This is a genomic window from Ekhidna sp. (genome assembly GCF_965221965.1).
Classification (GTDB): domain Bacteria; phylum Bacteroidota; class Bacteroidia; order Cytophagales; family Cyclobacteriaceae; genus Ekhidna.
In genome coordinates this window covers 1,252,505-1,279,477 of sequence record NZ_OZ244926.1, presented here as the reverse complement: position 1 = coordinate 1,279,477, position 26,973 = coordinate 1,252,505, and the positions used below count along the sequence as shown (strand labels likewise).

Below are 26,973 nucleotides of genomic sequence, written 5' to 3'. Positions count from 1 at the left end.
AACAGCCAGTATAAGACTCTCCCTTAAATAAACGTAAAATTACCAACTTATTGGTGTAAGACCCTTAGATGACAGGTATTGGTTGGTTTTGGAAAAGTGCTTACATCCAAAAAATCCTGAATGAGCCGAAAAAGGTGATGGATGAGGTGCTTTTAAGACCAAATGTTTATTCACGTTTACAATAGAACCTTTTCTTTGTGCGTATGCTCCCCACAACAAAAAAACCACATTCTCTTTTTCTTCTGACACAACTCTAAGTACTTCATCAGTAAACTGCTCCCATCCTTTATTTTGGTGTGATCCTGCTTTTCTGGCTTCTACAGTTAATGTTGCATTAAGCAAAAGCACACCCTGATCTGCCCATCGTTCCAGATTTCCTGATTGGGGAATCGGCTGACCCAGGTCATCCTTTATTTCTTTGAAAATATTTTGGAGCGAGGGCGGATGTCTGATTCCATCAGCTACCGAAAAGCAAAGTCCGTTTGCCTGACCGGGTCCGTGGTATGGATCCTGCCCGACAATGACAACTTTTACGTCATTAAATGAACAATGATCAAACGCATTGAAAATCCGGGATCCGGGAGGATATATGTATTTAGATGCATATTCACTCTTTACAAAAGAGATTAAATCCTGAAAGTAATCCTTCTTGAATTCTGATTCAAGTCGCTTTTTCCAACTCTCCTCTATTCTAACACTCATAAAATTTTCTTCGTCGAGTTCTTGGTAAATTAAATTCAAATTCTATTAAATTGTCCGCCAAGTTATGATTACTGGAGTAACTAAAGGCATTAAAGTTTCAGTAGAAACGAATTACCAACCGGAACATTCGCAACCGGCTAATGAGCATTTTGTGTTTACTTACAGAATCACGATTGAAAACAATTCATCAAATACTGTTCAATTAAAAGCCAGGCATTGGGACATCTTAGATGCAGCTCATCCCAAACATGAAGTAGATGGCGAAGGTGTTGTTGGCAAGCAACCTGTATTGGAGCCAGGAGAGATACACCAATACGTTTCCGGATGTAACCTCAGATCAGGCATTGGAAAAATGAAAGGATACTACATCATGGAAAGAATTGTGGATGGACGTCTTTTCAATGTTGAAATACCTGAGTTTTTGATGGTAGTGCCATTCAAATTGAATTAAGATTTTGAATTCCATTTTCTGGTTCAGGCTTCAAAACTATTTGAAGTATCAGCTGAAAGCTGTCGGTCCCCATTCCTTACATTCCCCTTTCTTATTCGAACTCTACAATAAAGTCATAAAGCCATGTCGCAGTTTTAAACTGAAAAATGTAGAAAAACTAAGGCAAGCATTGAAGTCTGATCATGAAGTGATTGACCTCTTTGACCTGAAAACGAAAAAGAGCTATCGTAAAACCGTCAGCTCGATAGCTAAAACTTCGCTAAGTACCCCGAAATTTTCCTCGTTTCTTTATAAACTGATTGAATGGCTGGATGTGGAGCGGGTGATGGAAACAGGCACATCTCTGGGTATCAATACCCTATATATGGCTGGTCCCGAAAAAGTGAAAAGAGTTTTATCCATTGAAGCATCCCCTATTATATCATCCATTGCACAAAAGCAGTTTTCAAAACTTCTACAACACAAAATCGAAATCAAGCAAGGAACCATTCACGAGGTATTCGCTCCGATACTTATCAAAGAGCAACCTGAACTTTGCTTTATAGATGCAGACCACCGATCGCATGCAGTGAATTCCTGCATTGAATCGATTATGACCCACAATAAAGCAATTAAGTGCATTATCATCCATGATATTTACTGGTCTCCCGACATGCTTAAGGCCTGGAAGCAAATCATATCAGATACACGCTTCAAGCTTACCGTTGACATTTTTCAGGCAGGCCTAATCTTTCCAAAAATGGAAATGCCAAAGCAGCATTTTACGTTACGTTTTTAAAGAGGGTGCATTTTCCTACTTTTGCCCCCGTAATTCAACTAAAGGATGGAAAACAATAAGTCAGCAGATCAGCCTAGCTACATGAAGCCAAAGAAGAATCGAACACCCATTTTCATTGTGGTGACCTTCTTACTTTTAGCAGCTGTAGTCTTCTTTTACTATCAAAACCAGCAGCTGGAAGATGAGCGTGCCCGGCAGCAGAAAGAAATATCTGATACATATCTAAAACTGGATTCGGTAGCGAATGAGCTAGATATACGCATTCAAACGATCAGAGAGCTTGGCGGTGAAATTGACACACTGGAGGCACTGAAAGCGCAGCTTGAAGCTGATAAAAAGCAACTACTAGTAGATGCTGAATATCAAAGAGGAAGAATCACCAGACTCAACAATCGTGTGGATGGATACAAAGAGCTTCTTTTGATCAAAGACGAAGAGATCAAGCAGCTGAAAGTATTGAATGAGCAACTATCCGAAGAGAACACTACGCTCAAAGTAGAGAAAAACCAGCTAAACGATTCAATCAGAAGACTGGAACAAAACAAGCAGGAGCTGGCAAGTAAAGTGGCGTATGCCTCACGACTTCAAATCGAAGGAATGACAATCAATGCCATCAACGACCGAGGCAAGGAGCGCGATGGAGGTGAATATCGAAACAGACACATTGAACAGCTGAAGATACAGTTCACCGTGGTTGAAAACGAAATCGCTCCGATTGAAGGGAAAGAACTACTTCTACGTGTCATTGCGCCTGATGGTAATGTACTCTTCGACGTAACCCGTGGATCAGGATCATTTACTTTCCAAAACCGAGAGATGTTTTACACTGCCAAGCAGGAAATTCTGTATGACAGAAATAGCCAGTTAGTTACTTTCCTGTATACAAAAGGTAGTGAGTATGCGGTGGGCCAACACAAAGTAGAAGTCTACACAGACGACTATCTCATGGGCAAAGGAAGCTTTATGGTGAAGTAATGATCAATGTTTATAGAGCTTTGTGTCAGGGGTAGCCGCCCGGATACCAAAAGATTGATGATCAACTTGTCAATTATGCATTATTGCTTAATTTTGCAGCTCATTTTTAAAACATTAGTTCTTAAATTATTTAAAACATGAAGAATTACGAGACGGTATTCATTTTGACTCCCGTTTTGTCTGAAGCTCAGATGAAGGATACTGTCGGAAAATTCAAGCAAGTTCTTAAAGATGGCGGTGCAGAGATCGTCAATGAAGAGAACTGGGGATTGCGCAAACTTGCCTACCCTATTCAGCACAAAACCACCGGGTTTTATCAGCTGTTTGAATTCCGAGCAGAGCCTTCTTTAATTGGTAAGCTAGAGACAGAATACAGGAGAGACGAAGCAGTGATGAGGTTTCTCACTACTACCCTGGACAAGCACGCAGTTGTTTACAACGAGCGAAGAAAGAAAGGCGAATTCAATAAAAAGAAAGAAAAGGAGGCAGCCAAATGACATTACAAAACGAACCAATAAACAGAGAGCAGAAGAAGGAAAAGTACTGCCGATTCAAAAAGAATGGCATCAAGTACATCGATTACAAAGATCCTGACTTCTTGCTGAAGTTTGTAAACGAGCAAGGCAAGATTCTTCCTCGACGAATTACTGGTACAAGTTTAAAGTACCAAAGAAAAGTGGCGCAGGCGATCAAAAGATCAAGACACCTGGCTCTGATGCCATATGTTGGAGATTCCCTTAAATAAGTACTGAGATGGAAGTAATACTAAGAGAAGACATTCAAGGACTAGGCTACAAAAACGATACGGTTGATGTGAAGCCCGGATATGGCAGAAACTACCTGATCCCTCGTGGCATGGCGATTATTGCGAGCACTTCAAACAAGAAGATGATCGAAGAAAATATTCGTCAGGCAGCTCACAAGGCAGAAAAGGCTAAAAAAGATGCCGAGGAAATTGCGAAGAAGATTGGTGATGTTTCACTTGAAATTAAAACCAAAGCTGGTGAGAAAGGTAAAATCTTTGGAGCTATCACTCCTATCCAGGTAGCTGAAGCACTTGCTGCTAAAGGACATGAAGTAGATAGAAAGCGAATCTCTTTTGATCAGAAAATAAAGGAGCTTGGTGAATACACCGCAATCCTTGACCTGCACAAAGAGGTACATCACCCTGTAACTATCAAGGTGGTTGCAGACTAAGCATTAAATAAATTCTTAGATATAGAAACCCTGGATCGGAAGATTCAGGGTTTTTTATTTGGTCTAAATTTGAGATACCATGTTCAAACTAAACTTTGATATCCCGGAATCGAAAGAGAAAATCCACATAAAAGATCAAATCTTATTGATTGGCTCGTGCTTTTCGGATGAGATGGGAAGAAAACTCATCCAGTCAAAACTCAAAGCTTTAGACAATCCCTTTGGAACGATTTACAACCCCTACTCTATCTTCAAGCTTTTGCAGCATAAATCGCATGTAGATGACGTAATTGAAAGCCAAGGAATCTACTATCACTGGGATGCACATGGCTCTATTTCTGGCTTGTCAGATATGGAAGTAACTCTCCACTTCGAGCAAAGTGTAATAGAAACTCAGACATTTCTAAAAAAATCAAACTGGCTCATTATCACATTAGGCACGTCTATTATCTATGAATGGAACAACAAGATCGTAGCAAACTGTCATAAAATTCCTCAATCGAAGTTTACTAAGCGCTTCCTTAATCAACAGGAAATCATTGAACAATTTGCTCAACTACATTCCAGTCTGAGCCAAAATATAAACATCATTTTCACCATCAGCCCTGTCAGACACATTCGCGATGGCCTCATAGAAAACAATCGTAGCAAAGCCATTCTGATCGATGCAATCCATCAAATAGTCAGGAGCTATGAAAACGTTCAGTACTTCCCATCTTATGAAATCCTTATAGATGAGCTAAGAGATTATCGCTTCTATGATCGGGATATGATACATCCAAATTCTCAGGCCATTGATTACATATGGAATATATTCTCAGAAACTTATTTTGATAAGGAGACAAATGATTTCCTCAAAGAATGGTCAAAAGTGAAAGCCGCTATTGATCATAGGCCGTTTCAACCGGATTCTGAGTCGCACCAAAAGTTTCTCCGATCCACACTCGAAAAACTTAAATCATTGAATGAAAAGGTAGATCTAAGTGTTGAAATGAAGCAAATAAAGAACCAACTGAAATGAGGTTTTGCTTCCTCTTATTTCTCATTGTAATCAGCTGTCATTCAAAAAAAGATCAACAAATGCACGAATACACCAACGATCTTATAAACTCAACAAGTCCTTACCTTCTCCAACATGCACATAATCCAGTAGACTGGAAGGAATGGAGTGAGGAGACGCTGGATCAGGCCAAAAAAGAAGATAAGCCAATCTTAGTAAGTATTGGCTATTCGAGCTGTCACTGGTGTCATGTAATGGAGAAAGAATCTTTTGAAGACCCAGCTGTAGCTAAAATCATGAATGAGCATTTCATCAACATCAAAGTAGATCGCGAAGAGCGACCGGATGTGGATCAGGTGTACATGGATGCCGTTCACGCCATGGGGTTGCAGGGTGGATGGCCCTTGAATGTTTTCCTTACCCCGGACCAAAAACCCTTCTACGGAGGCACTTACTTTCCGAAACAAGGCTGGGTAAATCTTTTAACGAGCATCAATGAGGCTTTTGAAAAAAACCGCGATAAGATCAATGAATCAGCAGAAGCCTTCACGCAAAACCTCCAGGCAAAAGAATCTGAAAAATACAAACTGGAAGGTACCTCTCATCAACTCAATGAAGACGAAATAGGTCAGGCTTACAAAAACCTGGCTGTGAAGTTTGATAAAGTAGACGGAGGGATTAAAAAATCCCCAAAGTTTCCCATGCCATCGGTGTGGCAGTTTCTGGCTACTTACTATGATCGGACAAAAAATGAGAGCGCACTACAGCACCTGGGGTTCACCCTTGAGAAAATCGCTGATGGTGGAATTTATGATCACATTGGCGGTGGCTTTGCCCGCTACAGTACGGATGAAGAATGGCATGTCCCCCACTTCGAAAAAATGCTCTATGACAATGGCCAACTGTTGAGTCTCTATGCCAACGGATATAAACTAACGAAGAACCCAAAATTTAAGCGAACCATCATAGAGACTACTCAGTGGCTTGAACGTGAAATGCTTCATGAATCAGGTGGATTTTACTCCACACTGGATGCCGATAGCGAAGGTGAAGAAGGAAAGTTCTATGTATGGAGTTATGATGAAATCATGGAGCTTGCAGGATCTGATTTATCAATGATTGCCGCATATTATGATGTTCAAAAAAGTGGGAACTGGGAGGGCAAGAATGCATTGAGAGTTGTGAGAACTGAGGAGGAAATGTTAGAAGAATTCAATCTCTCACCAGAGGTGTTTGAAAATAAAATCAATTCATTTAAAGTCGCAGCACTAAACAAAAGACAAGAACGAGTGAGGCCAGGGCTGGATTACAAGATCATTGCCGGATGGAATGGCCTTACATTGACTGGGCTCTGTCAGGCTTATCAGGCTTTACAAGATTCATCCATACTTGATTTGGCAAAACGAAATGCTGAATTCATCAAAGGTCAACTCATAAAAAAAGAAAGGCTTCATCGTTTTCCAGATAAACAAATGGAAGGTTTTCTGGAAGATTATGCCGCTATCATTCAAAGTTTTATAATCTACTATGAGACCACTTTGAACAGAGAATACCTTGAGCTTGCAAATATGTTGTTAATACGAGTGGATGAAGCTTTCTATGATGAAACGGAAAACCTGTACTATTTCTCAGCTGATGAAAGTGCCAATCTCATAGCTCGAAAGAAAGAACTATTTGATAACGTCATTCCTTCCTCCAACTCCATTATGGCATGGAACCTCATCCATATAGGTACACACTTATACAACGAGAAGTTGATCCAAAAAGGGAAATCTATCCTGGCTCAGGTTACTGAATTAATCGTTGCTGAACCTGAATACATGAGCAATTGGGGAGTACTCGCACTTGAGGTTTCAGGCATGTTTGCAGAGGTGATTATCGTTGGCCCCAAATTCAAAGATTTCGTGAACCAGATCAACCAACAATTCATTCCGAATAAGATCATTTCTGGAACAACAGAGGAAATGGAGCTGTCTCCTTTCGAAATGAAAACAGCGGTTAACGGAGAAACCACGATTTATGTCTGCTACGACAAAACATGCAAAAGACCCGTAACAAGTGTAGCTGAGGCTTTGGAGCAAATTCAAGCTAATTAAATCCTGATTGATTAGCTTCGAATCACTTTGAATGAGCAAAATCCATATTGTGAAGTCATCCTCCCTTTGCCTCTTCATGGCACCTTTACCTACCTGATTGCCCCGGAAGATCGGGCCAGTGTTTCTTCCGGATCAAGAGTTGTTGTCTCTTTCGGAAAAAAGAAAATCTACACGGGAATTGTTCTTGAGACTCACGATCGAGCACCGGAGGAATATCGACCTAAAGAACTACTGGACATATTAGATCAGCTACCAATAGTCAATGAAAAACAGCTTAAGTTTTTCCAATGGATGGCCAACTATTACATGTGTTCACTTGGTGAAGTGATCAATGCGGCATTGCCAGCAGCACTCAAGCTATCCAGCGAATCCTTTGTCGGAATTAATCCTGAAATAGACCCTGATCATGAAGAGCTGGATAACCGGGAGTGGGAATTGCTTAGGGCTTTGAAGACCAACGACCTGACCATGAAAGATGTGAGTGAGGTTTTAGGGCTGAAGCAACCCCAGAAAATATTGAAAAAACTCTCTGAAAAAGGGCTTATAGATCTTTTTGAAAAAGTAAAAGACAAGTACCAGCCCAAGAAAGTAAAACGTGTTAGAATCGCAGATGCATTCATGGAAGAAGGGATGTTGGAGGAGTTAATGAATGAGCTGGAATCCAAAGCGAAGCAACAAGATGTTCTGCTGGCCTACTTACGTGACATACCAGCTTTAGACGATCCAAACTCCAATGAAAGAGGGATGCTGAAATCACAACTTCTTGCAGAAGACATCAGTCCTTCATCGCTAAAAACCCTGATCAAAAATGAAGTACTTATAGAATGGGAAGAGACTGTTTCCAGACTAGGAAATATCCATAAATCTATCCCAGGATCGGTCGTACTAAGCCAGGAACAGCAACTTGCAAAGAAAGAGATTCTGGCCTCTTTTGAATCTCACAATGCCACACTGCTTCACGGTATAACCGGAAGTGGTAAAACAGAAATTTTCATTGAGCTTATAAAAGAGCAAATTGATGGGGGAAAACAGGTATTATATCTCCTTCCGGAAATAGCACTCACCACCCAGATCATTGCACGTCTCCACAAAATTTTCGGCGACTCCTTCGGTGTATATCATTCACGCTACTCGGACAATGAGCGAGTAGAGGTTTGGCAAAAAGTATTGAATAAAGAATATCAGTTTGTTGTTGGTGTTCGAAGTGCTGTTTTTCTCCCTTTTTCTGATTTGGGTCTCATCATAGTGGATGAAGAACATGAACCTTCATACAAACAGTTTGAGCCTGCACCTAGATATCACGCACGTGACTCAGCCATTTACCTATCTACCATCCACAAGGCTCATGTCCTGTTGGGTACAGCCACTCCTGCTCTGGAAACCTATCAGAATGCACTTGATGATAAATATGGGTTGGTAGAATTGACATCACGGTATGGCGAAGCTTACCATCCAAAAATGGAATTTGCTAATGTCAATCGTGAACGAAAGCAACGCAAGCTCAAAGGAAACTTCACCTCTGTTCTCGTAAATGCCATTCATGAATCACTGGATAAAAATGAACAGGTGATCCTCTTTCAAAATCGTCGTGGATATGCCTCTCACATCACATGCGACAACTGCGGTACTGTACCCAAATGTCCAAATTGTGCGGTTAGCCTTACCTACCACCAGTATAACAATAAGCTGGTTTGTCACTATTGCGGATACAATCAAGCCATGTATAGTGACTGCCTAAGTTGTGGCAGTAAAGAGCTCAGGAATGTAGGCTATGGCACAGAGGAGCTGGAGGAAGAAATCAAACTCCTGTTCCCACAAGCCATTGTTCAACGCATGGACCTGGACACCACGCGTAGTAAGTATGGCTATCAGCGGATTATCGAAGAATTTGAAGAAGGGAATATTGATATTCTGGTAGGGACACAAATGGTAAGTAAAGGACTGGATTTTGATCGGGTCAATCTGGTGGGAATTTTCGATACAGACCGCATGATCCACTTCCCGGATTTTCGGTCGCACGAACGTGCCTATCACCTGATTACTCAGGTCAGTGGCCGTGCAGGCAGAAAATCCAAGAACGGAAAGGTGATCGTCCAAACCAACGATCCGGATCAGGAGCTTTTACAGCGAGCACGAAACGACAATTACAAAGCCTTTTTTCAGTGGGAGATACTGGAGCGGGAACGATTTCACTACCCTCCATTTACACGCATCATCAATATTACTTTTAAGCACAGAGAAAAACACATCTCCTTTCAAGCCGCTACATATTTTGCCAAAGAGATAAGAAATCAACTGGGCAATCAACGTATGATTGGTCCTGTCGAGCCACTGATTGGCAAGATCCGAAATATGTACTTGCACGAAATCACATTGAAAATTGAGAAGCAAGGCATTAACTTGCCGGCTGTAAAAGAATACCTCCGATCTGTGGACCTGATGATGAAGCAGCTGCCGGCATTCAAAAGTGTTGGCGTGGTATTTGACGTAGATCCGATATAGTGGCGAACCAAGTGAAACAATTACTTAGCATTTTTATTCTCTTCCTTTTTATCGTCTCCTGCGATCCATGTGATGACTGTGATACTGTGAGCTATGAACCGACGGTTTCGTTGGTATTTATCAATCAGGATAGTATCGCTGAACTCGACACGCTAATATCAATAAACGCATTAAAAACAGATACACTTGATTCCATTATTGGAACAATTGATTCGGAAGAAACTTTCAAAATAGACAGTCTCAACAAAGTCAAATCTGATTTAGATAGTGCAAATGGAGTTTACAATAGTATTAAATCAACGATCAACTCCGGATTGCTCCAACTCGATCGAATTGAAATTTTGGGAACCGGAACTGAATTTACCTATGAGGATAGTGCCACCGTTTGGAGCATCCCCCTCTCTTACGACGCGGAGTTCAACCAGTATGAGGTTACGATCGAAGGCATTTCGGACATCATAGAATTGAGTTATGAAAATTATCAAGAGCTGGACGAGGAACGAAACGTTATAATTCGTGCAAGAAATATTCAAGTGTTGAGTTTTACTCGAAATCAGCTTAATGAAATAGAGTCTAACTGTGAAGAAACCTGCCTAGATGGTGAAGCGACATTTACTATTTATTTTTAGCCTGACCCTTTCAGTGGCCTGCTTTGCGCAGACAGAGGAAACAGATTCGGTGGAATACCGCCGGGTACTCACTCCTTCCATATATCTGGATTATGGGAAGCTTTTCACCATCCCTACTAATTTTGAAACGAAGTATGAAGGAGGTCTTGAATTGCTTTTTCTTGAGAAGTTCCCGTTAATAATTGAAGCTGGGCAATCAACACTCTCTCCGGAAGGCGCCTATTCCAACGGAACCTATGAAAGTGAAGGGTTTTACTATCGCATTGGTACGGGGTATTTGAGCCAATGGAAAGCAAAAAACAAGATCGGTCTTACTGTCCGTTATGCTTCTTCTACTTTTAGTGAAACCGGAAGAATCTTCATTGAAAGCCCGTCAGGAGCTCAAGATGATTTTATTCAGAGCATCCAGCGCGATGACCTGAAAGCTACCTGGTACGAGGTAGTCGTATATTCAGATCGGAAACTTTCAGATCTGTTTAGCATCGGGTTAAACCTACGCCTAAGAGTTTTGGCTAGCTACGATGAACAAGAAATACCAGACGTTTATTCCATACCGGGCTATGGGAGATCGTTTGAAAGGACCGTTCCTGCCGCCAATTTGTTTTTGAAGGTGAGTTTTTAAAGCTCTTCAAGGAGTTACACTGTAATTGTGCATATTTATCATCCCGTACATCCTGAATAAATCAGAAATGTCATGAGAAGCCTATTCATCTGCATTTTACCCCTGATACTTATCTGCTCATGTTCTTCAAACAATGAGGAAAAAGACAAAATCAATCAGCTAACGCAAAAAGTTGAAAAATTAGAGACCTTACTTAATGATTGTCAAAATAAAGATCACCGCACTATTGATCGGGTGATTGCCGCATACCATGATGGGAACTTTGACAGTGTGAAAATATTGTACGCAGAGCTTCAGCGTATTTATCCGGAATTGCACGACCTGAAATCTGCCATGGATAAACATTATGAGGTGATTAAAAAGGAAACAGCAAGTATTCGTAAAATTACAGAGAGAGAAGAGGCAAGTAGACGTGCCATTCAAAAACTGAAGACAGAAAAAGTTGGGAGCACTACACTATATACCAGTCCGGCTTTTACTCATTTCGAAGATAGAAATCTGATATCGATCTATATAATTCAAAAAGACAAGCAACCCCCAGTTCTTTTTATGAAGCTTTCATACAGTGGAAATGATTGGATTCATTTCAAGAAAGCATCACTTCATTATGGAGACCGTTCAATTGAGATTCCTTTTGATGCTTTTGAACACAAGGAAACCAAAAAAGATGCGGGAGTTAGCGAATGGATTGAAGTTCCAATAAGTAGGAGCATTGTCTTCTTTCTAAAATCATTCGCCAAAACCATTGATGCGAAAACCAAGCTCACCGGAAAACACACGGAAACACGAACGATATCATCAAAAGAACGGCAGGCTATTATTGATGTACTAAATGGGTTTGACGCCCTGAACAGCTTGAACTAGGCTATACTCGCACCATTCTCAGCATTATCACCCGGACTCACTGCCACCAGCTTACCGTCTGGGTTTTCCGCGAATAAGAGCATACCCTGAGACTCGACACCCATGATCTTACGAGGGGCCAGGTTCGCCATTACCGTCACCTTCTTGCCTATCATCTCCTCGGGAGAAAAATGTTTTGCCACACCACTTAGGATCGTACGAGTCTCCAGACCCATATCCACAGTAAACTTCAATAGCTTATTGGATTTTTCAACCTTTTCAGCTGTTTTGATCTCTCCTACCCTAAGGTCCATTTTCATGAAATCGTCAAATACAATCTCATCTTTCAAAGTAGGCAGATCCGGGGCATTATTTGCTTGTTCGTTCATTTTCTTCGTTTCCAATAATTTATTCACTTGTGCTTCTACGTCCTTATCCTCAATCTTTTCAAATAGCAGGCTGGCCTTGTTTAGCTGATGATCATTCGGCAAAAAGTCTATTTGTCCAGCTTCCTCCCAGGTACGTTTTCCCACATTCAAAATTGTAAGCAGCCGATCCGCAGTAAATGGAAGGAATGGCTCACACACAATCGAAAGATTCGCACTGATCTGAAGTGCAATATTCAGAATGGTCTCCACTCTATTTTGATCTTCTTTGATCAACTTCCATGGCTCAGTATCTGCCAGGTATTTATTACCAATTCTCGCGAGTTCCATCATCTGGCTCAGTGCCTCACGAAACTTAAACTGATCCAGGGCTGCCTCGATTTTTGCTGGTGCAGCTTTTACGGCTTTTATCACCTCCTCATCAATCGATTCCAGTTCATTTCTGGCTGGGACTTTACCATCAAAATACTTGTGAGTCAGCACTACCGCCCGATTAACAAAATTTCCAAATATGGCAACCAGTTCACTATTATTTCTTACCTGGAAATCCTTCCAGGTAAAATCATTATCCTTCGTCTCCGGCGCATTGGCCGTTAGAGCATAACGCAATACGTCCTGCTTATCAGGAAAGTCCTCCAGGTACTCATGCAACCATACTGCCCAGTTACGGGAAGTTGAGATCTTATTGCTCTCAAGATTCAAAAACTCATTCGCAGGTACATTATCCGGAAGCACATAGCTTCCTTCTGCTTTTAGCAACGTTGGGAAAATGATACAGTGAAACACAATATTATCCTTGCCTATAAAGTGAAGTAGTCTGGCATCATCAGATTTCCAGTAATCCTCCCAGTTTTTACCATTTTCCTTCGCCCACTGCTTGGTTGCTGAGATGTAACCGATTGGGGCATCAAACCAGACATATAGCACTTTACCTTCTCCTCCTTCAACCGGTACCGGGATCCCCCATTTCAAATCGCGGGTCATCGGTCGTGGACGCAGACCATTATCAATCCAGCTTTTGCATTGGCCATAGACATTAGACTTCCACTCTTTGTGCCCCTCAAGTAACCATTCCTTCAGCCACGGCTCGTACTGATCAAGGGGCAAGTACCAATGTTTGGTTTCCTTCATAACCGGTACTTCCCCACTGAGCATGGATTTTGGATTCTTTAATTCAGTCGGACTCAAGGTAGAACCACACTTCTCACATTGGTCGCCATAAGCTTCCTCAAATCCGCAGTTCGGGCACGTTCCTTTGATGTAGCGATCGGCCAGAAACTGCTGTTCTTTCTCATCGAAAAATTGTTCGGAAACCTCTTCGGTGAACTTACCCTCAGCATGCATCTTCTTGAAAAACTCAGAGGCGGTTTCATGGTGTAGTTTTGAAGACGTGCGATGGTAAATATCAAAGCTAATTCCGAACTTCTCAAATGAATTTTTTATTTGGTTGTGGTAGAAATCCACCACCTCCTGAGGAGATTTACCTTCTTTTCTAGCACGCAATTCTATTGCCACACCATGCTCGTCTGATCCACACACAAAGGCCACATCCTCCCCTTTGCTTCTAAGGTATCTAACATAAATATCAGCCGGTACATATACTCCTGCCAGGTGACCGATATGAACGGGTCCATTCGTATAAGGAAGTGCTGCTGTGATCGTATGTCTTTTGAATTGTTTTTTCGTCATCTCACTCTCTACTCACAAAAATCATATTCTTTTATAATCGCTTCCAAATCATGGTAATAATAAGTTTCCTCACTAATCTTACCAACTAAAGTAGGGCACTCATTAAAAATTGTCTTACATGTTGATTTGAAGTCTTTCTTCTGAATTTCTACAAATTTCTCATTAGACCTGATTCTTAAATAAAGAATTGGACTAACTGGTATAAGATCTACTAGCATATCCCCTAATGGCATTGAATTGGTTCTATTTCCCAGATATGAAAACCCGGCTTCAATTAAGAAAGTTGAGGCTCTGGTTACAGTTACATTTTTTAGTAAATCCATCTTTTCACCTTGATAGATTTTTAAAAAAATAGACCCTTGATTAGAATAGTACTCTAAATCTCCCATTTTCAATGCAACAACATCAGTAGGTTCTGTATAAATCTTCTTTCCATCCTGATTAAAAAACCAGAAAGATGACAATTCACCAGACGGATTAGACCTAAATTTTAGCAACCCACCTAAGGTATCTTTTTCCTGCGTTACAATGTAGCCTTTCTGATAACCTTTACGAGATAATAATTTTTTATATTTTTTCGATTCTTCGAACTCTTGAGCATTCAAAGAGAAACCAATTAGGCATAACAGGCATATGATTCCTTTCTTACAATTAATTATCACGACCATAAATTCGATAAGAGACCGCAAATATAGGTGTAACTAAATGGCAAGCCGAACGTCATCCGTGTACAAAAATCAAAACTCAAAATGAAACAAACAATTGTAACCCTGTTGATAATCATTTCCAGCCTTTCCATAGCTCAGGAACCTGCAAAAAAGGTTTTGATGGTGGTCAGTAGCTATGGTAAAGATGATGGACAGACACGGCCCGGATATGAATTTGATGAATTGTCCCAAGCATATCTGGTATTCAAAGCGAATGGGCTCATGGTCGAAATAGCAAGTCCTAAAGGAGGAGATGTTGAGGCAGATCAATACAACAAGGAAAAGCAATACAATGCGATTTTCTTGCAAGATGATGCAGCAATGACTGCTCTTTCCAATACGCTATCTACGGCTAGCCTAAGATCCGAGGACTATGATGCCCTTTATGTGGTTGGAGGTAAAGGCGCGATGTTTGACCTACCATTTGATCCATCCTTGCAGGATATTATCCTTGAATTATATAAACGAGATGACGCCATTTTATCCGCCGTTTGTCACGGCCCTGCTGCCTTTGTGAATGTTAAAGACGGTGACAGATATATTGTTGAAAATGAAAAGCTAACCAGCTTTTCAAATGAAGAAGAGTCATTATTTGGGAAAAAATGGGTTCCTGAATTTCCATTCATGCTGGAAACAAAACTCAAGGAGCGTGGAGCTATCCATGAACCTGCCCCATTTATGCTTTCTCAGGTTCATACATCAGGAAAGTTTGTAACCGGTCAAAACCCATTTTCTACGGCACAATCCGCAGAAGCGGTAGTAGAGGCGTTGGGCCTTACCCCGATAGCAAGAGAATTGTATCCCGATGAAAAAAGCATATACTCGATCCAAAACTTGTTTAATGGAACCTATTCGCAAAAGGAGTTTCAAAAAGCATTAAAGGCAAATGTTGATGAATATGATGTTCCATTAATCGCCATATATGGGTATTATACAATCAATGATGAGGCAAGTGATGAAAAAGAACTTTTGGACGGGTTAAGTCTGATAGAGCTAACAAGCCCATATTTCTTTAATGAAAACCTGCAGTTGGTAGCCGCTAAAACATACCATAAGCTAGATCAAGATAAGAAGGCTAAAGAAATATTGAATGAGCTGATCAAAAAAGAACTTGCTGTAGAGAAAGCACAAGCACTTCTTTTAGAATTAAACTGATCCTTAGTCATGGTACAGTATTTCATTTTATCGAAATGTTGGCTGTACTCCAACATTTCGATTAGTACTGCATTTTATAAGTTTTGTGTTTACCTGATATAGTGTATTCCACAATCATTTAGTCTAATTTTGCGCCCGAATTAAGTATTGCATGCAAGAAATAAGAAATATTGCCATCATCGCACACGTTGACCATGGCAAAACCACGCTCGTTGACAAGATCATCTACGCAACTCAGGAGTTCAGAGAAAATCAGGAAAAGGGCGAACTCATTCTGGATAACAATGACCTGGAGAGAGAAAGAGGAATTACCATTCTTTCAAAAAACGTATCTGCCGAATATAAAGGGATAAAGATCAACATCATTGACACACCCGGTCACGCCGACTTTGGTGGTGAAGTGGAGCGAGTGCTAAAAATGGCTGATGGAGTGATCCTACTCGTTGACGCATTTGAAGGACCCATGCCACAAACTCGATTTGTGCTTGGCAAAGCACTTGGGCTTGGCTTGAAACCAATTGTTGTAGTAAACAAAGTAGATAAGGAAAACTGTCGCCCTGACGAGGTACATGAGCAGGTATTTGATTTGATGTTCTCTTTGGATGCCACTGAAGAACAGCTTGATTTTCACACCCTTTATGGGTCAAGTAAGCATGGATGGTTTGGGGAAGACTGGCAAAAGCCAACTGACAATATTCTTCCGCTTTTGGACAAGATCATCGAAGTAATCCCTCCTGCCCCATTCAATGAAGGTGTCCCTGCAATGCAGATCACCTCGTTAGACTTCTCATCATTTACCGGTCGAATCGCTATCGGTCGGGTATGGCAGGGAACATTGAAAGAAGGCGCGCAGCTTGGAATAAGTAAACGAGATGGTTCTATGAAAAAAGTGAAGATCAAAGAACTTCACGTTTTTGAGGGACTTGGAAAACGAAAAGTAACTGAAGTTAGAGCTGGGGACATCTGTGCCATCACGGGAATTGAAGATTTTGAGATCGGTGATACCATCACAGATTATGAAAATCCTCATGTAATGCCACGAATTGCCATTGATGAGCCCACCATGAGTATGATGTTTGCCATCAATGACTCCCCGTTCTTTGGAAAAGAAGGAAAATTTGTTACCTCCAGGCACCTTAGAGACCGACTCATGAAAGAATTGGAGAAAAACCTTGCGTTAAGAGTTGAAGAGACTGGTTCTGAAGATAAATTCCTGGTATACGGAAGGGGTGTTCTTCACTTGTCTGTATTGATAGAAACCATGAGACGTGAGGGATATGAACTACAGGTTGGTCAGCCTCAGGTGCTTTTCAAGCATGATGAAAACGGTCAGAAGCTGGAGCCCATTGAAAGCCTGGTAATTGATGTTCCTGAGGAATTCTCCGGAAAAGTCATTGAAATGGTGACTCAACGTAAAGGTGAATTAAAGGTGATGGAGCCGAAAGGCAATGTACAGCACCTTGAATTTGAGATTCCTTCCAGGGGATTGATCGGTTTAAGAAATAACATGCTCACCGCAACAGCGGGTGAAGCAGTGATGACTCACAGACTTCACGAGTACCAACCTTTCAAAGGATCAATTCCTGAACGAATCAATGGATCGTTGATATCGATGGAAAACGGTCCTGGCACTCCTTACTCAATAGATAAATTGCAAGATAGAGGTGTGTTCTTTATCGATCCGGGCGTAGATGTATATACCGGTCAGGTAATCGGGGAACATAGCAGGGACAATGACCTGGTGGTGAATATCCAGAAAGGAAAGAAGCTCACAAACATGCGGGCTTCAGGTTCGGACAACAACGTAAAAATTGCTCCAGCTAAAAAATTTAGCCTTGAGGAAGCGTTGGAGTACATCCAAAAAGATGAATACGTGGAGGTGACCCCCAAGTCGATCCGTATGCGAAAAATCTATCTTGACGAAAATCAACGCAAGCGAGTGGCGAATGCAGAAGCTAAGGTTTAATTCACAATGAATTCATAAAAATCAAAGGGCCAACATCAGTTGGCCTTTTTTGCTTAAGTAAAACCATAAAAAAGCCAACGTTACCACTCATATAATTTAACCGCAGTTAACGAACCAAAAGGTGGTTTTAATAGTAGAATTGCACACCATTTGATATAAACTCAATATGAAAAAATTACTCTCTCTCGTACTTATCGCTTCAAGCATTTTAGCTTCCTCACAAGAAGCCTATAAAGTCAGCATTGACCTGACCAAAGCAAAAAATGACCGGCTCCCCGTGGAAATAAAGTTACCATCCATTGAAGAAGAAATGGTGGAATATCATTTACCTAAAATCGTTCCGGGTACTTACAGTATCTCAGATTTTGGACGATTTGTGGCTGAGTTTAAAGCTTTTGATAAAAATGGAAACCTTTTGGAGTCGGAGAACATCTCCACTAATAAGTGGATAATTAAAGACGCAACTAAATTGGATAAGATCACCTACTGGATGGAAGACTCTTTTGACGAATTTGATGGTTACGGGAGTAACAAACTCTTCGAACCCGGAGGTATGAGTATTGAGGCAGAAAATAATGTATATGTCATGAATACATTCGGGTTTGTGGGCTATGTAGACGGCTACAAATTCAATCCATACACCCTCACAATTATTCATGATCAAGAAATTCAAGGAGCTACATCACTAAAGAAAGAAGCCTACTCGGATACTTCGGATACGTATACGGCAGCTAACTATAATTTTCTGGCTGATGCCCCAATCATGTACAGCAAACCAGATATAGTATCCAAAAAGATTGCCGGTGCGGATATTCTGGTTTCCGTTTACTCTCCGAATAAAGTATTGTCTGCGGCAGATGTCATGGACAATGTTGATGAATTGATGGAGGCTCAAGCCAAGTACCTCGGCGGTGAGCTACCTGTTGACAGGTATGCGTACCTCATTTATTTATTTGATAGTCCAACGATTTCAGGTTCTTATGGAGCACTTGAACACTCATACTCTTCGTTATATACACTTCCTGAAATGGATCCGGAACGAATAAGTCAAACAGTAAAAGATGTCGCAGCACATGAATTTTTTCACATTGTAACCCCACTGAATATTCATTCAGAGGAAATCCATAATTTCAACTACATAGAGCCGGAAATGAGTCAGCACTTGTGGCTGTACGAAGGGGTTACCGAATATGCTTCTCAGCACGTTCAAATCAAATACGACCTGTATGATATGGAAGATTTCCTTTCGGAAATGCGAAATAAATTGAATCAGCAAGAGCAATACAATGTTGACATACCATATACAGAGTTTAGTGCGAACATACTCGAACCAAAAAATGAGCGCCGATATGGAGATGTGTATGCAGGTGGTGCGTTGATTGCCTGGTGCCTGGATTTGACAACAATCAAGTCAACCAATGGTCAGAAAGATCTTCAATCTGTATTGAGAGAGCTTTCCAAGCAATACGGACCGATGAAGGCCTTCAAAGATGAAGATTTATTTGGTGAGATTGAGAGAATTACCACCCCTGAAGTTGGAGATTTTTTAAGGACGTATGTCGGAGGAGATGAGAAATTACCGTACACCGAAATACTTGGTTGGGCCGGAATTCGATATCTGTCAGAGAGTGATGAAAAAGTAATCACCGCTGGGAAGTTTGCTCCAGCGGTCAACGAAAATCAGGAGATTTATATTGCCGATACAGGCGAGATGAATGATTTTGGAAAAGATTTAGGCTTAAAAGAAGGAGACATTCTACTCGAATGGAATGATAATGAAGTGACGATTCAATCGTTTCAAAACATCATCCAGTCATTCTACAGTGAAACAGAAGCCGGGGACAAAATCACTGTTTTGGTAAGAAGAGAAGTGAAGGGAAAACCGAAAGAGGTAAAGCTGAAAGCGAAAGCAAGAAAAGTGAAGTCCTCGCAAAAACATCTGCTGGAGGTTATCGAAAATCCATCTCCTGAGCAACAGAAAATCAAAGCTATTTGGTTGGGTGAATCGTAACCATTATTAATTATACAGGTTTAATTAACAGACCTAAACTAAGTATGAAAAGAAATAATAAACTAATCATTTTTGGTGCGGCCATTTTAGCGGTCATACTCGTCTTCGCATTTAGTGGAGGTTCTTCAGACTCTACGCCTGAAATAATTGTTGAGGTGGAGCAAGGAGAGTTTGTAGTAGACATCACCACATCCGGATCCTTGGATGCAAAAAATTCGGTACCTATCAAGGGCCCTACCGGTCTTAGAAATTATCGAATCTGGAACGTGACCATCCAGGATATAATAGATGAGGGAACTGAGGTTGAAAAAGGTCAATATGTTGCCAGATTGGATCCATCGGAATTGACTGGCAGGATAAAAGACGCTCAACTCGAAGTGGATGAGACCCAATCACAGTTTACACAGACCAGGTTAGACACGGCATTAACGATGCGCCAGGCTCGGGATGAGTTGATTAACCTTGAATACACCGTCCGGGAAAAGCAACTAACGCTTGATCAATCACAATTTGAGCCGCCTGCAACCATTCAAAAAGCAGAAATTGATCTCGAAAAAGCAAAAAGAGCACTTCAGCAGGCTAAGGAAAACTATGAAATTAAGCGTCAGCAAAATGTAGCTAAAATGCAGGAAGCATCCGCAGAACTAAGAGGTGACAAAAATGAACTTGAAGGATTAATGGCACTTTCTAAAGACTTTACTATCCTGGCCCCACAAGACGGCATGCTGATCTATGAAAGAAGCTGGGACGGCAAACCGGTAAAAGCAGGCTCGCAAGTAAGTGCCTGGGACCCGGTAGTAGCTACCCTACCAGACCTAAGCGAAATGATTTCAAAGACGTATGTCAATGAGGTTGACATTAGAAAAGTGAAGCCCGGCCAAAGCGCAGAAATTGGTTTCGATGCATTTCCTGATAAAAAATTAAAGGGAAAAGTCACCAAGGTTGCCAATGTTGGTGAGCAAAGACCAAATTCTGACGCCAAGGTATTCGAAGTGGAAATCGAAGTGTTTGGTACAGATCCTCTTTTAAAACCCGGAATGACCACCAGTAATAAAATCATAACCAAAACAGTGGATGATGCGCTTTATATTCCACTGGAATGTTTGCACTCACAATATGACTCGATCACTTATGTATTTAAGAAGTCAGGAGCCTCGACCATAAAACAGGAAGTGATGATTGGTGATGCAAACGCAGAGAGCGTGCATATAAAAGCTGGATTAGATGCCAGTGATCGTGTGCATTTATCGTCTGTACAAGGAATGGAAAATCAGGACATTGAATTGATTCCTGAAATGGATGGTAAAAGAAACACCAAAGAAGAAGAGGTGGCTGAAGAGCCGGAGCAAACCAAACCTCAATTCCCACAAGGACGAAGAAGAAAAAACTAAGATGAACAAAGAGCGAGTCTTAGCCAATCTTGGGATTGCTATCGAAGCAGTTCTTGCCAACCGTATGCGATCGGTGCTTACAGCTCTAGGAATCATCTTTGGTGTAGCTGCCGTAATCGCCATGCTCGCGATTGGTAACGGAGCTCAACAAGAAATTCTTGAGCAAATCAAACTAGTCGGTGTAAACAACATCATCATTGAGCCGGTAGTAGAGCAAACCGAAGAAACCCTTGCAGAGGAGGGTGAAGGCAAGGAAAAGAAAAAATTCTCCCCCGGATTAACATTGGAAGACAAAGAGTCAATCATGAAGACCATTCCGGGAGTGGAAACCATCAGCCCGGAAATTCTTCTTGAGACATACATCATCAAAAATGGGATTCGAAGGTCCGCAAAACTGGTTGGTGTGGAGCCCTCCTACTTTGACATTTTCAACTTCTCACTGGCAGAAGGAAAAATGTTCAATGAAACACAGCTGGAAAAAGGGGAAGCAGTTTGCATTATCGGGAAGTCAATACGAGCAAAATTCTTTCCTTCTGAAAACCCGGTGGGTAAAATGCTGAAGTGCGGACCTAACTGGCTAAAAGTAGTTGGCGTTTTGGATGAACGATACATCAGCGAAAGCAGTATCAGTAAATTGGGTATCAGGGACTATAATATGGATGTATACACCCCATTACAAACGGTCCTTGTTCGCTATAAGAATAGGTCGATGCTGACTCAGGAAATGATCCAGGGAGCCAATCGGGGATCATCAGGTAACGTGATCATTATCGGTGGTGGTGGAAGTAATGGTTCTAATAATGAATCTCAACAGTCGGTCAACTACCACCAACTTGACCGTTTGGTTGTACAGGTTGCAGAGACTGAAAAGCTGAATCCTACGGCGGATGTCATCGTACGAATGCTCGAACGAAAGCACAATCAGGTAGTCGATTATGAAATAGAAATTCCTGAGCTTTTACTCAAACAACAGCAGCGAACAAATGATATCTTCAGCTACGTGCTTGGAGCCATCGCCGGTATTTCGCTGATAGTGGGTGGTATTGGTATCATGAACATCATGCTGGCATCCGTTTTAGAACGTATTAAAGAAATCGGTCTAAGACTTTCCATTGGAGCCAAGAAAGCCGACATCATCAATCAGTTCATGTTCGAATCCATGATGATCAGTATCAGCGGTGGATTTATTGGTATTTTGTTGGGTGTCATTATGGCATCTGCGGTTAGCCGGTTTGCAGATATTCCTACCGTTATTTCATTTGGTTCCATACTTATTTCATTCGGTGTTGCTACCGCGATCGGGCTCATCTTCGGAATTGCCCCGGCACGAAAAGCAGCCATGCAAGATCCTATTACCTCACTTAGATATGAATAGAATAATTGCCATCATTTGCTTGTTGATCGTAAGTGCATCAGCAAATGCTCAAATTGAATATACGCTCAACAATATCATTGATTTGGCTCAAGGTCAGTCGCCCCAAGCCAAACAGGCTGAGACCAGAAAAGAAAACAGGTATTGGCAGTATCGTTTTTTCAGGTCAAACTATAACCCTCAGCTTGCTTTGAGTGGAAACTTGCCAGCTTACAGCAACCAGTTTATTCCGGTTGTTCAGGAAGATGGTTCCACGCAGTTTAGACCGGTGGAGCAAACAAACTCATCACTTGCACTCGGCCTTTTCCAGCCGATCTCCCCTACTGGAGGAAGTGTTTCAGTAAACACCAGGGCTAGCCAGTTTCAGGATTTAGTTATTGATGATACTCGTTGGAGAAGTACCATCGTAGACCTGACCATCAATCAGCCCATTTTTGCTTTCAATGAATTGAAGTGGGATAAAAAAACAGAACCAATTCGATACGAGGAGTCCAAAAGAAGCTATGTGGAAGAAATGGAGTTTGTATCCAGAACAGCAGTGCAGCGGTTTTTCGACTATCTGGATGCTCAGGTGAATTATCAGATTGCCGAATTCAACCTTTCAAACAATGACACAATTTACAACATTGAAAAAGGCCGATACAATATTGGCACCACCTCGGAAGACAAACTATTGCAAGTAGAGCTTCAGCTGCTTCGATCCAAACAAGATCTTGCAAATGCTGAGTTAGATCTTCAAACCTCCCGACTTGCACTCCGCACGTTCATTGGATTAAATGAAGGTCAAAATTTTAGCCTGGCTTTGCCAGAAGAAATTCCAATATTCCCGGTAGATGAGGATATTGCGCTGCAATATGCTAAGGACAATCGATCAGACTTCATTGCTTTTGAAAGAAGGCGTATAGAAGCAGATGCTCAGGTCGCCGAGGCGAAAGGTCAGCGCTTTCAAATGAATCTAAATGCCTCGTTCGGTCTTAACAGCGCCGGACAATCGTTTGACCAGTCGTATCAGGACGGACAAACGCAGCAGTTCGCTAACCTCACATTGAATATCCCAATTGTAAACTGGGGTAGAAATGAAGCCAGAATGAAAACAGCTTTGGCTAACAAGCAGCTGACTGATTACGTCATTGCACAGGAAGAGCAAAACTTCGAGCAGGAGATCATTACCCAGGTACGACAATTAGATGTACTGCAGCAGCAAATTGAGATCTCAAAGAAATCGGATGAGGTAGCTCAGAAACGATACGAAGTAGCACAGAATCGCTACCTGATTGGTAAGATCGATATTACCAACCTTAACATCGCATTAACAGAGAAGGATAACGCCCGTCGAAGTTATATCAACGCACTTCGTGCGTATTGGATCGCTTATTATGATCTCAGAAGGTTGACACTGTATGATTTTGCGAATAATGAACTGTTGTATACGGTGAATGATTGATTAGAAAAGTTTAGTCGTCCTACCACTTCGAGTGGTAGGACGACTTTTAAAACTATATCTTCAACTTCCGCATCCCTTTAAAATACAGCCACATCATTTTAAGCTTGGAGCCGCCTTTCTTCCGGCCCATCTCCATGGCATCCCAGAGCTCTTCCGGAATGGCTTCCAGTCCATTGAACTCACCAGCGCCCATCAACCATTCTCCTCCATCGATGGTGATGACCTCTCCGTTGATATAGGCTGAATAATCAGAAACCAGATAGGCCGCCAGGTTGGCAAGCTCCTGATGATCCCCTACCCGCTGTAAAGGCACCTTCTTTGCCGGGTCGTATTTCTTTTGCAAGTTTCCGGGTAATAGTCGGTCCCATGCTCCTTCGGTTGGGAATGGTCCCGGTGCAATGGCATTGCTTCGAATGCCATACTTTGCCCACTCAACTGCTAAGGAACGCGTCATGGCAAGCACTCCGCTTTTGGCACACGCAGAAGGAACTACGTAACCAGAACCTGTCCACGCATAGGTGGTGACAATGTTCAGGATATTCCCTTTTTGCTTATTTTCAATCCAGTCTTTACCCATCGCCAAAGTGAAGTTGTAGCTACCTCGCAATACAATATCTACCACTGTATCAAATGCGCGGTGGGAAAGTCGTTCGGTGGGGCTAATGAAGTTTCCGGCTGCATTGTTTAGCAACACATCCACCTTTCCAAACTTCTCTTTTGCTTCTTTAATCACACGCTCCACCTGCTCATATTCACGCACATCACAAGCCACACAATGAACAGGATAACCGGTCTTTTCTGTAATTTCTTTGGCGGTCTCTTCGAGCACCTCCATCTTCCGGCTGGTGATAACCAGGTTTGCTCCTAATTCTGAAAAATAGGCTCCCATGGACTTACCTAGTCCGGTTCCTCCTCCTGTTACAATAATCGTTTTGCCCTTCAGTGATTCGGGGCTAAGCATGCCTTGCGTGTGACTCATAAAATGAAATTTTGTTTGTACTGGCAAGATAGCCAATGGATATAAAAAAGTCGTCCCACCACTCTGAGTGGTGGGACGACCGGCACTAAATAATTAAAACAGGCATAAAAAAAGAAGAGGCCCATAAAGGAGCCTCTACATTTGGCAGTGAATAGAGCGGTGAGTATCTGAGATCAAAGTACTCAACTTATCATTTGATAAACAATACCCACTTTAGGGTATTTTTCATTTTTCTTCATTATCAGTTTTTCCACCATTTGATGATCAAATACACTGATAATACAAAAACCAAAAACATCACAAATGCTAAAAAGAGATTTCCATAAAGTAGATTTCCAATTGCAAACAAAGCCGAGTAGATGCCTATAGTCCCAACAAAAACAGATAGCAGATGATAACCCAGGTTAGACGTTCCTCTGTTTTCAAAACGGTTCCAACCAATCCCAGGCTTTACCCTTGAAACAAAGGAGGCTAGTTTTTCTTCGTCCTCCGGCTTGGTTAAAAGTGTCGTTAGAATCCAAACGGTCGTGGTGATTCCTGTGGCAATTAACAGTCGCATAGTAAATGCATCCAAATATTGGTTTGCTAACATTTCATCAGAAACTCCTAGAACCAATACGAATGCATTGATGGTCGCCACGATCATCCCCACTATCTCGGTGATGGCATTAATCCGCCACCAAAACCATCTGAACAAAAAGATAGCACCTGTGCCGGCTCCTGAGAGCAGAAGGATATTAAACGCCTGGGTCGCATTCTCTAAAATAGTGAGGGAGAGCACACCTGCTATCACCATCAACCCCACGGTCGAGAGACGACCAATCATTACCAATTCTTTCTCAGTAGCATCCGGCTTGACGAAGCGTTGATAAAAATCATTTACTACATAAGATGATCCCCAGTTCAGGTGAGTACTGATAGTAGACATATACGCTGCGATCAACGAAGCTACTACCAATCCCAGCCAGCCGGGAGAAAGTAAAGTGAGCATCACCGGATAGGCAATATCATCTCCGAGGTACTGCTCACTGATATTCGGAAATGCTCTTTGGATAGAATCAAGATCCGGAAAGAGTACTATAGATGCCAATGCCACCAAAATCCATGGCCATGGACGAAGTGCGTAATGGGCAAAATTGAAGAACAACGTAGCACCAACAGCGTGTTGTTCATTCTTAGAGGCGAGCATCCGCTGAGCAATGTAGCCTCCACCTCCCGGCTCTGCGCCCGGATACCACACCGACCACCACTGCACGGCGAGGGGTATGATAAACATCGAAACAACCAGTGAAGTATTACTAAAATCCGGAATGATATCCAGTTTTCCTTGAATGGACTCATGAGACAGTAGACCTGAGAGTCCACCAACCTCTGGTTGTGTCACAGCCACATATGCAGCATAAACAGCACCGAGAAGTGCTATACCAAATTGAAAGAAATCCGTCCAAATCACTCCTTTAATTCCACCCAATGCGGAGTAAGCGGCAACAACTACTGACGCAATTACGACCGTATAAACCGGCTCTATCCCAAAAAGTATTGAGGAAATTTTAATGGCGGCCAGTGTCACTGAACCCATGATCAGGCAATTGAAAAAGATGCCGAGGTATAATGCCCGGAATCCCCGAAGGAATGAAGCGGCTTTTCCTCCGTACCTCAATTCATAAAACTCCAGGTCTGTCAGGATACCCGAACGTCTCCAGAGTCGAGCATAAATAAACACAGTCACCATCCCTGTGATCAGAAAAGACCACCATGCCCAGTTTTTGGCAACTCCTCCTTCACGAACAAACCCTGTTACCAAATTAGGCGTATCTGCAGAGAAAGTGGTGGCCACCATGGAAACACCCAACAACCACCACGGCATAGACTTTCCGGCAAGGAAATATTCCAAGGAACTCTTGCCTGCAGTTTTGCTGGCTGCCAGTCCAATTCCTAACACAATGAGAAAGAATGCTCCGATTACGAGCCAGTCGAGAAGTGATAATGCCATTTAGTATACGATTTCAGGCCATGAAAATAACACGATGGATGTAACGATCACCCACAAGCTGAGTATTTCTTTCAATTGTGCAACT

Annotated in this window: 23 protein-coding genes; 18 read left to right on the top strand and 5 right to left on the bottom strand. The window is 41.8% G+C overall.

What is annotated here, in order from left to right; translation table 11 throughout:
* Window positions 1–39: 39 nt before the first annotated feature.
* Window positions 40–702, bottom strand: a complete 663-nt coding sequence (gene ung, locus ACOQON_RS06295) for a uracil-DNA glycosylase (protein WP_420578074.1) — start codon at window positions 700–702, stop codon at window positions 40–42.
* 64 nt (window positions 703–766) lie between these two features.
* Between ung and apaG the strand changes: the two genes are divergently transcribed.
* The 12 genes from apaG to ACOQON_RS06235 all read left to right on the top strand — a co-directional run bounded on the left by apaG (window position 767) and on the right by ACOQON_RS06235 (window position 11,816).
* Window positions 767–1,153 (top strand): Co2+/Mg2+ efflux protein ApaG, encoded by a 387-nt coding sequence (gene apaG / locus ACOQON_RS06290; protein ID WP_349567453.1) that lies wholly within the window; start codon window positions 767–769, stop codon window positions 1,151–1,153.
* Window positions 1,154–1,322: 169 nt separating this feature from the next.
* Window positions 1,323–1,931, top strand: a complete 609-nt coding sequence (locus ACOQON_RS06285; protein ID WP_420578073.1) for a class I SAM-dependent methyltransferase — start codon at window positions 1,323–1,325, stop codon at window positions 1,929–1,931.
* Window positions 1,932–1,976: 45 nt separating this feature from the next.
* Window positions 1,977–2,906, top strand: coding sequence for a chromosome segregation protein SMC (locus ACOQON_RS06280; RefSeq protein ID WP_420578072.1), 930 nt, complete (start codon window positions 1,977–1,979; stop codon window positions 2,904–2,906).
* A 137-nt stretch (window positions 2,907–3,043) separates the two neighbouring features.
* Window positions 3,044–3,403: a 30S ribosomal protein S6 gene (gene rpsF / locus ACOQON_RS06275; RefSeq protein WP_420578071.1), complete on the top strand. Its 360-nt coding sequence runs from the start codon at window positions 3,044–3,046 to the stop codon at window positions 3,401–3,403.
* Window positions 3,400–3,651 carry a 30S ribosomal protein S18 gene (rpsR, locus tag ACOQON_RS06270; protein ID WP_349567461.1) on the top strand — a complete coding sequence of 84 codons (252 nt, stop codon included), beginning with the start codon at window positions 3,400–3,402 and terminating at the stop codon, window positions 3,649–3,651. The genes rpsF and rpsR overlap by 4 nt, the downstream gene beginning before the upstream one ends.
* 8 nt (window positions 3,652–3,659) lie before the next feature.
* Complete coding sequence (rplI, locus tag ACOQON_RS06265) at window positions 3,660–4,103, top strand: 50S ribosomal protein L9 (RefSeq protein ID WP_420578070.1); 444 nt, start codon at window positions 3,660–3,662, stop codon at window positions 4,101–4,103.
* 79 nt (window positions 4,104–4,182) lie between these two features.
* Window positions 4,183–5,124 (top strand): GSCFA domain-containing protein, encoded by a 942-nt coding sequence (locus ACOQON_RS06260; protein ID WP_420578069.1) that lies wholly within the window; start codon window positions 4,183–4,185, stop codon window positions 5,122–5,124.
* 59 nt (window positions 5,125–5,183) lie between these two features.
* The gene (locus ACOQON_RS06255) at window positions 5,184–7,199 is read left to right on the top strand and encodes a thioredoxin domain-containing protein (RefSeq protein ID WP_420578068.1); all 2,016 of its coding nucleotides are present in this window, start codon (window positions 5,184–5,186) and stop codon (window positions 7,197–7,199) included.
* A gap of 27 nt (window positions 7,200–7,226) precedes the next feature.
* Complete coding sequence (gene priA, locus ACOQON_RS06250; RefSeq protein WP_420578067.1) at window positions 7,227–9,701, top strand: replication restart helicase PriA; 2,475 nt, start codon at window positions 7,227–7,229, stop codon at window positions 9,699–9,701.
* Window positions 9,702–9,712: 11 nt separating this feature from the next.
* A complete protein-coding gene (locus ACOQON_RS06245) occupies window positions 9,713–10,330 on the top strand; it encodes a hypothetical protein (RefSeq protein WP_420578066.1) in 618 nt (205 codons plus the stop codon).
* Complete coding sequence (locus ACOQON_RS06240) at window positions 10,299–10,952, top strand: DUF6048 family protein (protein WP_420578065.1); 654 nt, start codon at window positions 10,299–10,301, stop codon at window positions 10,950–10,952. The genes ACOQON_RS06245 and ACOQON_RS06240 overlap by 32 nt, the downstream gene beginning before the upstream one ends.
* Before the next feature lie 72 nt (window positions 10,953–11,024).
* Window positions 11,025–11,816: a hypothetical protein gene (locus tag ACOQON_RS06235; RefSeq protein ID WP_420578064.1), complete on the top strand. Its 792-nt coding sequence runs from the start codon at window positions 11,025–11,027 to the stop codon at window positions 11,814–11,816.
* On the opposite strand, the gene metG is transcribed toward ACOQON_RS06235, so the two are convergent.
* Window positions 11,813–13,870, bottom strand: a complete 2,058-nt coding sequence (gene metG / locus ACOQON_RS06230) for a methionine--tRNA ligase (RefSeq protein WP_420578063.1) — start codon at window positions 13,868–13,870, stop codon at window positions 11,813–11,815. The genes ACOQON_RS06235 and metG overlap by 4 nt on opposite strands.
* Window positions 13,871–13,878: 8 nt before the next feature.
* Window positions 13,879–14,475, bottom strand: a complete 597-nt coding sequence (locus ACOQON_RS06225) for a hypothetical protein (protein WP_420578062.1) — start codon at window positions 14,473–14,475, stop codon at window positions 13,879–13,881.
* Window positions 14,476–14,619: 144 nt separating this feature from the next.
* On the opposite strand from ACOQON_RS06225, the gene ACOQON_RS06220 reads away from it, so the two are divergent.
* The 6 genes from ACOQON_RS06220 (at window position 14,620) to ACOQON_RS06195 (ending at window position 23,916) form a co-directional block, all read left to right on the top strand.
* Window positions 14,620–15,732 carry a type 1 glutamine amidotransferase domain-containing protein gene (locus ACOQON_RS06220; protein WP_420578061.1) on the top strand — a complete coding sequence of 371 codons (1,113 nt, stop codon included), beginning with the start codon at window positions 14,620–14,622 and terminating at the stop codon, window positions 15,730–15,732.
* A 151-nt stretch (window positions 15,733–15,883) separates the two neighbouring features.
* Complete coding sequence (typA, locus tag ACOQON_RS06215; RefSeq protein ID WP_420578060.1) at window positions 15,884–17,698, top strand: translational GTPase TypA; 1,815 nt, start codon at window positions 15,884–15,886, stop codon at window positions 17,696–17,698.
* 166 nt (window positions 17,699–17,864) lie between these two features.
* Window positions 17,865–19,709 (top strand): peptidase M61, encoded by a 1,845-nt coding sequence (locus ACOQON_RS06210; RefSeq protein ID WP_420578059.1) that lies wholly within the window; start codon window positions 17,865–17,867, stop codon window positions 19,707–19,709.
* Window positions 19,710–19,753: 44 nt separating this feature from the next.
* On the top strand, window positions 19,754–21,100 hold the full coding sequence (locus tag ACOQON_RS06205; protein WP_420578058.1) for an efflux RND transporter periplasmic adaptor subunit: 1,347 nt from the start codon (window positions 19,754–19,756) through the stop codon (window positions 21,098–21,100).
* Window position 21,101: 1 nt separating this feature from the next.
* Window positions 21,102–22,475 (top strand): ABC transporter permease, encoded by a 1,374-nt coding sequence (locus ACOQON_RS06200; protein ID WP_420578057.1) that lies wholly within the window; start codon window positions 21,102–21,104, stop codon window positions 22,473–22,475.
* Entirely contained in the window at window positions 22,468–23,916 is a 1,449-nt protein-coding gene (locus tag ACOQON_RS06195; RefSeq protein WP_420578056.1) for a TolC family protein, read from the top strand. Before ACOQON_RS06200 ends, ACOQON_RS06195 begins: the two co-directional genes overlap by 8 nt.
* Before the next feature lie 52 nt (window positions 23,917–23,968).
* On the opposite strand, the gene ACOQON_RS06190 is transcribed toward ACOQON_RS06195, so the two are convergent.
* Both ACOQON_RS06190 and ACOQON_RS06185 read right to left on the bottom strand, forming a co-directional pair.
* Window positions 23,969–24,895 (bottom strand): SDR family oxidoreductase, encoded by a 927-nt coding sequence (locus ACOQON_RS06190; RefSeq protein WP_420578055.1) that lies wholly within the window; start codon window positions 24,893–24,895, stop codon window positions 23,969–23,971.
* A 241-nt stretch (window positions 24,896–25,136) separates the two neighbouring features.
* Window positions 25,137–26,888, bottom strand: a complete 1,752-nt coding sequence (locus ACOQON_RS06185; protein WP_420578054.1) for a sodium:solute symporter family protein — start codon at window positions 26,886–26,888, stop codon at window positions 25,137–25,139.
* Window positions 26,889–26,973: the final 85 nt, after the last annotated feature.